General features: G+C 31.7%; 13 protein-coding genes. 9 read left to right on the top strand and 4 right to left on the bottom strand.

Annotated features, from left to right (window positions below):
* Positions 1-42: 42 nt before the first annotated feature.
* Both IRZ83_RS00160 and IRZ83_RS00155 read right to left on the bottom strand, forming a co-directional pair.
* Entirely contained in the window at positions 43-696 is a 654-nt protein-coding gene (locus tag IRZ83_RS00160; RefSeq protein ID WP_194565964.1) for a TatD family hydrolase, read from the bottom strand.
* On the bottom strand, positions 696-1,295 hold the full coding sequence (locus IRZ83_RS00155; RefSeq protein WP_194565962.1) for a DUF1684 domain-containing protein: 600 nt from the start codon (positions 1,293-1,295) through the stop codon (positions 696-698). The genes IRZ83_RS00160 and IRZ83_RS00155 overlap by 1 nt, the downstream gene beginning before the upstream one ends.
* Before the next feature lie 98 nt (positions 1,296-1,393).
* Between IRZ83_RS00155 and IRZ83_RS00150 the strand changes: the two genes are divergently transcribed.
* From IRZ83_RS00150 to IRZ83_RS00115, 8 genes are all read left to right on the top strand, one after another.
* A complete protein-coding gene (locus IRZ83_RS00150) occupies positions 1,394-2,611 on the top strand; it encodes an MDR family MFS transporter (RefSeq protein ID WP_194565960.1) in 1,218 nt (405 codons plus the stop codon).
* Between the two features lie 165 nt (positions 2,612-2,776).
* A complete protein-coding gene (locus IRZ83_RS00145; protein ID WP_029270473.1) occupies positions 2,777-3,145 on the top strand; it encodes a BlaI/MecI/CopY family transcriptional regulator in 369 nt (122 codons plus the stop codon).
* 6 nt (positions 3,146-3,151) lie between these two features.
* Positions 3,152-4,756 carry a M56 family metallopeptidase gene (locus tag IRZ83_RS00140; protein WP_194565958.1) on the top strand — a complete coding sequence of 535 codons (1,605 nt, stop codon included), beginning with the start codon at positions 3,152-3,154 and terminating at the stop codon, positions 4,754-4,756.
* Between the two features lie 35 nt (positions 4,757-4,791).
* A complete protein-coding gene (locus IRZ83_RS00135; protein ID WP_194565956.1) occupies positions 4,792-5,160 on the top strand; it encodes a BlaI/MecI/CopY family transcriptional regulator in 369 nt (122 codons plus the stop codon).
* Positions 5,161-5,166: 6 nt separating this feature from the next.
* Positions 5,167-6,921: a M56 family metallopeptidase gene (locus IRZ83_RS00130; RefSeq protein ID WP_194565954.1), complete on the top strand. Its 1,755-nt coding sequence runs from the start codon at positions 5,167-5,169 to the stop codon at positions 6,919-6,921.
* Between the two features lie 12 nt (positions 6,922-6,933).
* Entirely contained in the window at positions 6,934-8,376 is a 1,443-nt protein-coding gene (locus IRZ83_RS00125) for a serine hydrolase domain-containing protein (RefSeq protein ID WP_194565952.1), read from the top strand.
* An 82-nt stretch (positions 8,377-8,458) separates the two neighbouring features.
* Positions 8,459-8,599, top strand: coding sequence for an SsrA-binding protein (locus tag IRZ83_RS00120; RefSeq protein WP_194565950.1), 141 nt, complete (start codon positions 8,459-8,461; stop codon positions 8,597-8,599).
* Positions 8,600-8,706: 107 nt separating this feature from the next.
* Positions 8,707-9,552: an EamA family transporter gene (locus IRZ83_RS00115; RefSeq protein ID WP_194565948.1), complete on the top strand. Its 846-nt coding sequence runs from the start codon at positions 8,707-8,709 to the stop codon at positions 9,550-9,552.
* A 79-nt stretch (positions 9,553-9,631) separates the two neighbouring features.
* Here the strand turns inward: IRZ83_RS00115 and IRZ83_RS00110 are convergent, their stop codons facing one another.
* A complete protein-coding gene (locus IRZ83_RS00110; RefSeq protein WP_029270485.1) occupies positions 9,632-10,186 on the bottom strand; it encodes a fasciclin domain-containing protein in 555 nt (184 codons plus the stop codon).
* A gap of 210 nt (positions 10,187-10,396) precedes the next feature.
* On the opposite strand from IRZ83_RS00110, the gene IRZ83_RS00105 reads away from it, so the two are divergent.
* Positions 10,397-10,927: an ExbD/TolR family protein gene (locus IRZ83_RS00105; protein ID WP_194565946.1), complete on the top strand. Its 531-nt coding sequence runs from the start codon at positions 10,397-10,399 to the stop codon at positions 10,925-10,927.
* A gap of 124 nt (positions 10,928-11,051) precedes the next feature.
* Here IRZ83_RS00105 and rpsA read toward each other — a convergent pair whose 3' ends face one another.
* Positions 11,052-12,830 carry a 30S ribosomal protein S1 gene (rpsA, locus tag IRZ83_RS00100; protein ID WP_029270489.1) on the bottom strand — a complete coding sequence of 593 codons (1,779 nt, stop codon included), beginning with the start codon at positions 12,828-12,830 and terminating at the stop codon, positions 11,052-11,054.
* Positions 12,831-12,916 lie beyond the last annotated feature (86 nt).

Raw genomic sequence — 12,916 nt, 5'->3', positions numbered from 1 at the left:
CGTTTCAGGTTTAAAGTTTCACCATAACTAATAACTAATAACTCAAAACTTCCTCTCAAATACTTCTTCAAAATTACTAGAGATAATATCTTGTAATTCTTTGATAGTTATATTCTTATATTCTTTAGCAAGATTATAAACCTGTGTAATATCTTCTTCAATTGTATCGGTTTCTAAAAAAAAACGATCGTTCGGAATATCCTGAAAAACTGTTTTTAATTCTGGATTTCTGAGCAAATATTTTCCAAATGAGAGATAAAATCCGTCCTTAATAAGCTGATTCGCAATTTGGCTGTTTTTTGAAAAGCCATGAATAATCATCGGAACCGAAATTTTCATTTTTTTCTTTATTGCAGTTACTTCCTGAAAAGCAGCAACACAATGAATTACAACTGGTTTTTTATATTTTTCTGCCAAAGCCAATTGTTTTTCAAAAACTGTAATTTGTTGTTCCAGCAGTATTTCGATTCGTTTATCTAAACCACATTCTCCAATTGCGAAACAATTTTCAGTTTGTAATTTTTCTTCTATAATTTTCAAATCAGCATCAACTCTGTCTGCCACAATATGCCAAGGATGAATTCCGATTGAATAAAACGGAATTGAAGCATCAAATTCTTGCGGATATTGATTTACCAATTCTAAAACGTTAGACTGGCTGGTAAATTGATGTGTATGAAAATTAAAAAATTCCATTAATGAAACGTTTTAACTCCTGCCCTAATCTCAACATTCAAATCGTTTTCTAAAGGAACAAGCGGACATGAATACTTATGATTATAAGCGCAGTACGGATTATATGCTTGATTAAAATCGACCACTATACTATCTCCCTTTGGAATTTTAAGATCGATATATCTTCCACCTATATAACTTTCTTTCCCGCTCGTTAAATCAGAAAAAGGCAAAAACAAATGATCTTTGTATTCTTTTTGTTTTGAAAGATCAATGCTTCGATAAACATTCAATTGCAAAGCAACGCCGTTTAGAGTAAAATATAAAGTGCCGTACTTAATGTATTTTGGTGTTCTCGTTCCGGTAGTTTTCATTTCAAAAACTTTCTCATTTTTAGCTTTTACCAGCTTTGCGTTCACGAAAAACTTTTCATTTATGGGGTAAAATTCTAAAGCCTTAAAAGTTTTTAAATCTTCCTCCATCAACGGACTTGTCTTAGCATCAGCATATTCGGCATTTATTGTTTTCTGAAATTTGACAACTTCATTTTGATCAAATTTCTTTTGGCTAAAGCCGAAATTAAAAAGCAGCAAAACGATATAAACAATACTATTTTTCATCTTATAAATTTTGAGCAAAAATAGTTTAAAAGTAACAAAGCGACAACCAGAATACGTGACAAAGTTTTCTAACTTTGCTGCAAACAACAGAATTTATAATGCTCAAAACTGCTTTCAACCATTATATCAATAATTTTCGTGGATTTTCAAGAGAAATTTGGATACTTACCCTAGTTACATTTATCAATCGCGCTGGCACGATGGTACTTCCTTTTTTATCTAAATATCTAAAAGAAGATCTTCAATTTACTTATAATCAAGTAGGTTGGATAATGGTTTCTTTTGGTTTAGGATCGATGTTAGGTTCGTGGCTTGGCGGAAAACTTTCAGATAAAATTGGATTTTACAAAATAATGATTTTTAGTCTGTTTACCAGCGGCGTTTCGCTTTTCTTCATACAATATATTACAACTTTCTGGGGACTTTGCATCGCCATGTTTGTTTTAATGGTTATTGCCGATATGTTTCGACCAGCAATGTTTGTTTCTCTTGGCGCTTATGCAAAACCAGAAAATAGAACGCGTGCCTTAACTTTAGTACGTTTGGCGGTAAATCTTGGCTTTGCTGCAGGACCAGCTTTAGGCGGTTTAATTATTATGGGAATTGGATATCAAGGACTATTTTGGGTTGACGGAGCATCTTGCATTATTTCGATTTTAATATTTGCTCTATTAGTTAAGGAAAAGAAAAAAGCTGTTCACGACGATAAAATGGAAATTCCAGCAGAAATAAAATCGGTTTTTCATGATCGTATTTTTTGGGTTTTCTTATTTGTGAGTTTTGTTACCGCCATGATTTTCTTTCAGCTTTTTACAACTTTACCTTTATATCATAACGAGAAGTTTGGTTTAAGCGAATTCCAAACCGGACTTTTAATGACCTTAAACGGGCTTTTGATTTTTGCTCTCGAAATGCCAACTGTTGGTTTTATGGAAAGAAAAGGCTTTCCTAAAATCAGAATTATCATTCTGGGTTCTTTTATTATGGCCTTGAGTTTCTTCTTATTATTAATTAACGTTTGGGCTGGCGTACTGGTTTTTAGTATGATTTGTATCTCAATTGGCGAAATTCTAACGTTCCCTTTTTCGAATGCTTTTGCTTTAAGCCGTGCACCGCGTGGCCAGGAAGGTCGTTACATGGCACTTTATACGATGAGTTTTAGTCTAGCGCACATTATCAGTTCTAAAGTTGGTTTCGAAATCATTACTCGTCTCGGTTATCAAACCAACTGGCTTTTTATGGCTTCGACAGGAGTTTTTGCTACTCTTTGCTGTGTATGGATAAAAAATGCATTACTTCGAGAAAAAGTTTCCTAAAATTTTAATTTCATATAAACAATTCAATTTCAATTTATTAGATTAAATTTGAAAGGTTTTTATTATATGTTTATTTTAAATCAAACTTAAAAAATAGTTAAATAACTACTTTTGTAGTTGTGTAACTATAAAAATAGTTGTAAGTTTGATTTAAAATTAGAACACATGCAAAAGTTAACCAACAAAGAAGAAGAAATCATGCATATTTTATGGAAGCTTAAAAAAGCATTCGTAAAAGAAGTGCAGGCAGAAATCACAGAAGATCAGCCTCATTATAACACACTTTCGACTATTGTTCGTAATCTTGAGGAGAAAGGTTTTGTAGCGCACAATGCTTTTGGAAATACACACCAATATTATCCAATTATAACTTTAGAAGCGTACAGCAAAAAGTATATGAAAACGGCTATTGATAATTATTTCAACAGTTCTTATAAAAATATGGTTTCGTTTTTTGCTAAAGAAGAAAAAATCTCTGCCGCAGAATTACGCGAAATTTTAGCCATGATCGAAACTCCAAAAGAAGAAAAATAGTTGTTTATGGAAGCACTTTTCACTTATATCGCAAAATCAGCTGGATTAATCATATTGTTTTATTGTGCCTATTATTTTTTGTTGCGCAAAGAAACTTTTTTTAATAGTAATCGATGGTTTTTATTAGCTGGATTAATAACATCTGCAACGCTTCCCTTCTTGGTTTATACTAAAACTGTCTGGGTTGATCCTACTCCAATTTCAAACTTAAATTATTTATCGTACAGCCAACAAGTTGAAAAAGATACTTTTGAAATTAATTGGAATTTAGTTTTACTTACCATTTACGGACTTGGCGTTTTAGCTTTAGTAGTGAAATTTGCTTTCGACTTTTACAGCTTAAATTCTGTTTTAAAAGGAAAAAAAATACAGCAGCAGGCAGACTTTAAATTTGTTGATGTTAATGAAAACATCGCACCTTTTTCTTATTTTGAATATATCGTTTACAACTCATCAATGTTTACGGAATCAGAATTAGAAAATATTATTGAGCATGAAAAAGTGCACAGCGATCAAAATCACACTATCGATGTTTTAATTTCGAGAGCCTTTTGTATTCTCTTTTGGTTCAATCCTGTAATGTGGTTTTATAAAAAAGCAATTGTTCAAAATCTTGAATTTATTGCTGACAAAGAAGCTGCACAAAAAATATCAGATAAAAAAGCCTATCAATACACGCTTTTAAAAATTACAACTCATGAAAGTTGTCTATCAATCACTAATCATTTTTATCAATCATTAATCAAAAAACGAATCGTTATGTTAAACAAAAATCAATCAAAAAAGAGAAATTCTTGGAAGTATTATGTAGTAATTCCAGCACTTGCCGCTTTTGTGCTTTTATTTCAAATTGAAGTAATTGCTAAAGAAAAAAGAGAAATTTCAAAAGAAATTAAAGGTAAAAAAGAATCTGTTGATGTTTATAAAATCAGCAAAACAACTACAGATCAGCAATTAAAAGAAATGGCTGAAAAAATGAAACTAAATCACAATGTTGACGCAAAGATCACGGATGTTGAAAGAAATTCAAACAATGAATTAATCGCCATTAGATTTGATTTAACAAGAGGTTCTGAGCAATCGCAATCGTATCGCGTTAAAGGGAGCAAAGCAATCAAGGATTGTGAAATTGTTATTGAAACTGAAAGTGACGGTTCTAAGAAAATAGGCTTAAAGACTGAGGATAAAGAAAATGAAGTAAAAGCCATCGATAAAGAACGTAAAGTTGAAGTAAAAAAAGTTCAAAATTCTAAAATTGCAAGTGATGTTAAAACTACTAATAATACTTATACAAGCATTAGCACAAGCACTAGTACAAATACTAACGATACTAATGTAAACGGAAAAGCTAATACAAATACTTCTGTTAGCGTAAACGTAAACAGTAATGCTAAAACGCCTACAGTGGTTCACGTATCTACAGATGGTAAAAATACAAGTACGCATTTGACACAACTAGTTGTCATTGATGGAGTGATTTCAAATATTACAAACACTAAAGATCTTGAAAATTTGAAGATTGGATCTGTTAATGTACTGACTGGCGACAATGCAACAGGCAAATATGGAGACCAAGGTAAAAATGGTGTCCTTGAAATTGAAACTAAATAATATTTATTTCAATTTCTTAAAAAAAAACAATTACCATGCACAAACTAACCAATAAAGAAGAAGAAATAATGCATATTTTATGGAAGCTCAAAAAAGCTTTTGTAAAAGAAATTCAGGCAGAAATCACCGAAGATCAGCCGCATTATAATACGCTTTCGACTATTGTTCGCAATCTCGAAGAGAAAGGATATGTAAGTCATAATGCCTTTGGAAATACGCATCAATATTATCCAATTATAAGTATTGAAGATTACAGCAAAGGCTTTATGAGTACTGCAATTGATAATTATTTCAACAGTTCTTATAAAAGTATGGTTTCATTTTTTGCCAAAGAGGAAAAAATTTCTGCGGCAGAATTACGCGAAATCTTAGCTATGATTGAAACTCCGAAAGAAGATAAATAATCGTTTATGGAAGCACTTTTCATTTTTATTGCAAAATCAAGTGGACTCTTAGTACTGTTCTACTTTGCTTATTATTTTTTATTGCGCAAAGAAACTTTCTTTAAAAGTAATAGGTGGTTTTTATTGGCAGGTTTAGTAACCTCAGTCGCTTTGCCTTTTTTAGTTTATACTAAAATTGTCTGGGTCGATCCTACTCCACTGCCTGTAATGAATTATTCTCAAGTTTATTATCCTCAAACTGTTCAAGAAGAAACATTCGAAATCAACTGGAATTATGTTGCGCTTGCTATATACATAATTGGCTTTATTGCTCTAATAATAAAATTTGCAGCAGATTTTTATAGTTTGAATTCGGTTTTAAAAGGCAAAAAAGTAGAACAGCAAGCTGATTTTAAATTTGTCGATGTAAATGAAAATATCGCTCCTTTTTCTTATTTTGATTATATCGTATACAACTCATCAATGTATACGGCATCAGAATTAGAAAATATTATTGAGCACGAAAAAGTACACAGCGATCAGCATCATACTGTAGATGTATTGATTTCTAGAATATTTTGTGTGTTGTTTTGGTTCAATCCAATAATTTGGCTTTACAAAAAAGCAATTCTTCAAAATCTTGAATTTATCGCTGATAGTGAAGCCGCAAAAAAAATATCAGACAAAAAAGCGTACCAATACACGCTTTTAAAAATTACAACACATGAAAGTTGTGTTGCAATCACCAATCATTTTTATCAATCATTAATCAAAAAACGAATTGTCATGTTAAACAAAAATCAATCAAAAAAAAGTAATTACTTGAAGTATTATGCAATACTTCCTGCCCTTGTAGCCTTTGTGTTTTTATTTCAAATTAAAACTATTGCACAAGAGAAAAAAGAAGCTCACGAAGTTTCTGAAAAAATATCTTCTATAGATGTATACAAAATCAAAAAAAATACAACAGATGAAGAATTAAAAACAATGTCTGAAAAACTGAAAAAAAATCATGATGTTGATGTCGCTATTTCTAATGTAAAAAGAAATGCTGAAAAAGAATTAACTGCTATTACAGTAGAAGTTACAAAAGGAACAGAAGAAATTCAAACCATTCAAATTGAAGGTGATAAAGCGATTAAAAACTGTGGAATTGTTATTACAACAGAAGATAACGGCTCTAAAAAAATTGACGTAGTTACAGATGGCGGTATTGATAGGCCAATGACAATCAGAAATCGCGTTGTAGAAATTAAAGAAACAGACGGTGATGGTGCTTTAATTGCAGATATAGCGCCTCCAGCTCCTCCTGTTCCGCCAGTTTCGCCTGTTGTTCCTCCTGCTCCTGTTGCACCTCCATTTCCTGCAGGACTGGTGCCTCCAGTTCCTCCTCTTGATATGTCGAAAATGCCTAAAGCGCCAAGTGTTCCAGCAAATGTGAACGATAAGGCTGCTATGAAAAATTTCGAAAAAGAAATGGCTGAATTTGAAAAAAAGATGGAAGCCTTTCAACCAGATTTATCTGCTTACGAAAAACAAGTAGAGGAAGCAATGTCGAAAAGAGGCGCTAATTATGAAAAAGAAATGGCAAAATACGAAATTGCTATGGAAAAATTTAGCGCAGATATGGAAAAATACAGCGCTTCTATGGAACAATCATTCGGAAAAGATTTTGAAGAAAAAATGAAAAAATTTGAAAAGGAAATGAAAGTTTACGAGAAAAACATGAAAGAAAATGAAAAGGACATAAAGAAATGGGAAAAAGAAAGTAAAAAATCTTAATCGTTCTCATAAATGAAAAAGATCCTTTTTATTGTGTGTCTTCTATTTGGTTTAAATTTATCTTTTAGTCAAACAGATAACGTAACCGAACAGAAAATTGATAGTTATATTAAAGAAGTAATTGAATTAAATGAAATTCCTGGTGCAGCACTAGCCGTGATAAAAGATGGAAAAATCGTTTATGAGAAATATTATGGAAAAGCATCTATAGAAGAAAATAAAGCAGTGGATAAAAACACTGCTTTTAAAATTTTTTCTACAACCAAATTAATTACAAGTGTCGGTATTTTTCAACTTATAGAAAAAGGAAAATTAACTTTAGAAGATCCTATTTCTAAATATTTAGAAAATCTTCCTGAAGATTGGCAGGAAATAAAAATTAAAAATTTACTAACACATTCTTCTGGGCTTCCAGATATTGTTCAGTTTGAAGATATTCCGTTTTCCTTACCTTATACTGAAAAAATTTCTTTGTTGTCAAAAAAACCAATGCAATTTGTCACCGGAAATCAATATCGTTACAATCAGACCAATTATTTATTTCTAGCTAAAATTATTGAAAAGATTACAAGTTTGACTTTTGAAGAATATATTTTAAGCAATCAATTTCCAAAAGCAAAATCTAGTGTTTTCTTCTTATCTAATTTTGGGCAAATCACCCCTAGAGGCGCAGTTCGCTATAATTACAATACCGAAACCAAAAAATACGAAAAAAATAATTATAACAGCGGTCCAGACTCTCATTCGGCAAACGGTTTAAATCTTACACTTACTGAATTCCTAAAATGGAATCAGAATCTAGATAATGATATTTATTTAAAAGAAGAAACCAGATACAATATGTGGAAACCATATCCTTTTGCAAACAACACAGATCGTTTTGCATACGGGTGGGAAATTGTTCCCGTGAATAAAACGCTTTCATATGGTTTTACTGGCGGAAATGAAACAGCATTTAGAAAATTTATTGATAACAATTTAACTATCATATTTTTATCAAATGGCCATAAATATTCTAATTTATATGTTCAAAGTCAGGTTATAAATCATGTTGCATCTATTGTAGATAAATCCTTAGTTGATGATTATCTTTTATCCGGTGAAAAAATTAATCAAGATTTTTTGAAACTCGAAATCACAAAATCAGAACAAAATTATTTGAATACAAAAAAGAATCATCCCGATTGGAATTTTGAATATCGACTAAATGTTATTGGCTATACGTTATTATCGCATGGCAGAATAAATGATGCAATAAAAGTTTTTGAATTAAATGTGAAAGAAAATCCAAATTCTGGAAATGCTTATGATAGTCTGGCTGATGTTTATTTTAAAAATAATCAATTACAAGATTCAAAGAAAAATTATAAAAAAACTTTAGAATTATCTCCAGAAAACACCAATGCTAAAGAAATGCTGGAAAAAATTGAAAAGAAACTGAACGAAAAATCATAATCCAAAACTAGCCAAAACCAAAAAAAAGACTTTGCCTAACCGCAAAGCCTTTTTTTATATCTTTGAAAAAAATAAACCTGCCATGTATAAAATTTTAGCCAAAATAAATAAAATTCTTTTACCTAGTTTTACGAAACAAGGTTTAGACATTTCTAAAGCAAAAAAATGGCAAATGGTTATTATTGGATATCGTGCTTACATAACAAAACGTGCTTTGGGGTAGTTAGAAGTTTTATTAAAGTTGAATGAATTTCAGCGACTTATTCTTACTATAAAATAAGAAATGTTTTTTAACTCATTTCTAATTCTTCTATTACAAGTTTCTTCCTCATGAAAAATAAAGAATTTAATATTCCGCCAGTTCCGGCAGTACTTTTAGCAATCATAAGTGTTCAATCTGGTGCTGCAATTGCAAAAACGCTATTCCCTGCGATTGGAGCTGCGGGAACAGCCTCGATTAGAATTGGTATTTCTGCTATAATTTTATTTATAGCATACAGACCAAATCTGTTTAAAATCACATCACAACAATGGAGAATTGTTGTTCCGTACGGTTTATCGTTAGGGGCAATGAATTTGATTTTTTATATGGCCATTGAACGAATTCCAATTGGTTTAGCCGTTACTCTAGAATTCATCGGACCTTTATTGGTCGCAATAATTGGTTCTAGACGTTTAATAGATTATTGCTGGGTCTTGCTCGCTGGAGCCGGAATAGTTTTAATCGCTCCTTGGACAAACGATCGTGTCGATTCTCTTGGTGTTATATTTGCCCTTTTAGCTGGTGCGCTTTGGGCAGCTTATATTATTTTGGGAGGTAAAATATCTAAAATTATGAATGGTGGTCAAGCCGTATCGACCGGAATGTTATTTGCAGCAATATTAATATTACCTTTTGGTTTTTACGAAAATGGTTTGGCTAATCTTACTCCTACACTTTTTGGAATGGGCATTGCTTTAGCCCTTTTATCTAGTGCAATTCCGTTTACATTAGAAATGAAAGCTTTGGGTCAGCTTCCTCCTCGCACTTTTAGTATTCTAATGAGTTTAGAGCCTGCAGCTGCTTCTATTTGCGCTTTTATTTTCTTGCAGGAGAATCTTAGCTTTTATGAAATTCTAGCTGTCGTTTGTGTTGTAATTGCTTCCGCGGGATCAACGTTGACTGCTAAAAGATAATTAAAATCATCACTTTATAAAAATAAAAAAGTCCTGTATTTACAGGACTTTTTTGATTGTATTCTTTTGCTTTTGAAGATTATTGTTTTGGCAACAAAACAGTATCCACAACATGAATCACACCGTTTGATTGATTAACATCTGCAATTGTAACTTTAGATTTGTTACCATTTTCGTCAGTAATGTATAAATCTTTTCCGTCCATCCAAGCAGTCAAAGTTCCACCGCTTACAGTTTTAAGAGTCGCTTTTCCTTTACCCATTTTAATTGCTTTAGCGATGTCAGAAGAATTCATTTTTCCTGCCACAACATGGTAAGTCAAAATTGTTTGTAACATTTTAAGGTTTTCTGGTTTCAATAAAGTCTCAACAGTTCCTGCTGGCAATTTATCGAATGCAGCATTTGTTGGAGCAAAAACAGTAAATGGTCCTTTGCTTTGTAATGTTTCTACTAATCCAGCTGCTTTTACTGCGGCAACTAATGTAGTATGATCTTTTGAGTTTACTGCATTCTCAACAATGTTTTTTGTTGGGTACATTGCTGCTCCACCAACCATTACAGTTTTTTGTGCAAATGATGTAAATCCAAATCCTAATGCTAAAATTGCTACTGCTAAAAATTTTCTAGTTTTCATAATGAATGTTTTAAGTTATAAGCTCATTTACGCGGGAATATTGGTTTTGGTTTTACGGAAAATTAAAATAATTGAATTTATTATTGAATAATTCTCAAAACACATTGTAAAACAGGCTATTGATGATAAAAAATATTTTTTATTATTTTTAATAATTTCGTGATTTTGCTTTCTTTTTATTCCTAATTTTAAATTCAAAACTCATTCAGTATGCAAAATCTACCTAAAAAAGTTAGAAGTAAAAAATTAAGTACAAGAGTTGATTTAACCGCAATGGTCAGTGTTTCGTTTTTGCTGATTATATTTTTTATGGTTACAATTGAATTGGCTAAACCTAAAGTTTTAGAATACGGCAGACCCGATTGTGATGATTGCTTTGAAAATTCTGCTTGTCAGATGCCAGATGAAAACCGCACTTTTACAATACTTTTAGATGATCATAATAAAATAATTACTTATTCGGGATTACTATTTGTCCCTATTGATGGCCCAAAAGAAATGAAATATGGTAAAAGTGGGATTAGAAAGGAACTACTAGAAAGAAATAAAAAAGTTTTAGAATATTCAGCGCAACGAGGAAAACCTGGCAAAGGAATTACAGTTATTATTAAACCTAGCAATAAATCTAATTACGGTAATTTAGTTGATATTTTAGATGAAATGAAAATTGCAGGCATAAATTCTTATTCAATTTTGGATGAATTTACTCCAGAAGAATCAAAATTATTAGCTGTAAAATAATCAAATTTCTATTAAATAGGAAACCTGAAATTTGAAACAAATAAAAACCTTAAACAAAAAAATATAAAGCATAAAAAAAAGTCCCACAGTAATGTGGGACTTTCTATTTAGAGGAAACTAAGAATTATTTTTTCTCAGTTTTTTCCATTTTAGCTTTTAATGCAGCTAATACATCATTGTTATCTCCTAAAGTTGCAGCTGGTGCATTAGTAGTAGAGTTAGATGAAGTATTTTCAGTTGCAGCTTTCACGTTTTTCTCTTCTTCTTCACGGAAGATAGCAGTGTGAGAAGCAACTACTCTTTTAAATTCTTTGTTGAATTCGATTACTTTGAAATCAGCTGTATCACCTTTTTTCAATTTCTTTCCGTCTTCTTTCTCAAGGTGACGAGTAGGAATGAAAGCAACGATATCATCTCCGAATTCTACAGTAGCTCCTTTGTCAACGATTTCAGAAATTTCACCATTGTGGATAGTTCCTACAGCGAAAGAATCTTCGTATTGATCCCAAGGATTAGCAGTAGTTTGTTTATGACCTAAAGATAATTTACGTCCTTCAACATCTAATTCTAATACAACTACATCAAGTTTTTCACCAACATTTACAAATTCAGATGGGTGTTTGATTTTCTTAGTCCAAGATAAGTCAGAGATGTAAATTAATCCATCAATTCCTTCTTCTAATTCTACGAAAATACCAAAGTTTGTAAAGTTTCTAACGATACCTGTATGTTTAGAACCTACTGGGTATTTAGAAGTAATGTCAGTCCATGGATCTTGAGTCAATTGTTTGATACCTAATGACATTTTACGGTCATCTCTATCTAAAGTTAAGATAACAGCTTCAACAACATCTCCAACTTTTACGAAATCTTGAGCAGAACGTAAATGAGTTGACCATGACATTTCAGAAACGTGGATTAAACCTTCAACACCTTCAGCAACTTCGATGAAAGCACCGTAATCAGCGATTACAACTACTTTACCTTTTACTTTATCACCAATAGTTAAATTAGCATCTAAAGCATCCCATGGGTGAGCGTTTAATTGTTTCAATCCTAATTGAATTCTTGTTTTCTCATCATCGAAATCAAGGATTACAACGTTTAATTTTTGGTCTAATTCAAGAACTTCACTTGGGTGGTTGATTCTACTCCAAGAAAGGTCAGTAATGTGAATTAATCCGTCAACACCACCTAAGTCAATAAACACTCCATAAGAAGTAATGTTTTTAACAACACCTTCTAATACTTGTCCTTTTTGTAATTGACCGATGATTTCTTTTTTCTGTACTTCGATATCAGCTTCGATAAGCGCTTTATGAGATACAACAACGTTTTTGAATTCGTGGTTAATTTTTACCACTTTGAATTCCATCATTTTGTTTACATATACATCGTAGTCTCTAATTGGCTTAACGTCAATTTGAGAACCAGGTAAGAAAGCTTCAATTCCGAAAACGTCAACGATCATACCACCTTTAGTTCTGCATTTTACAAAACCATTAACGATTTCTCCTGTTTCATTTGCAGAAATAACTCTATCCCATGATTTAATAGTACGTGCTTTTCTGTGAGATAATACTAATTGACCTGTTTTGTCCTCACGGATGTCGATTAATACTTCTACTTTGTCACCAACTTTTAAGTTCGGGTTGTAACGGAATTCGTTTAAAGAAATAACACCTTCCGATTTTGCGTTGATATCAACGATAACGTCTCTATCTGTAATTCTAACAACTACACCTTCAACTACTTCTTCTTGATCTGTAGCGATGAAAGTTTTTGAAACTAGTTCTTCGAATTCTTGTAAGTTTTTCTCATCTACTGCATCAATTCCTTCTTGGAAGTTATGCCAGTTAAAATTTGCTAAAAACTCTTCTTGTGATTTTAATTGTTCAGACATGCTGATAAAAAATTTGTATTCTGTTTTTCTTGAGTTTCATAAAGCAGTAGAAAAAAACAGAAGTTGTTTTACATAAATAGTTGATA

This window comes from Flavobacterium sp. JLP (assembly GCF_015350755.1).
Taxonomy (GTDB): Bacteria; Bacteroidota; Bacteroidia; order Flavobacteriales; family Flavobacteriaceae; genus Flavobacterium.
This window is presented reverse-complemented; position numbering and strand designations above follow the sequence as displayed.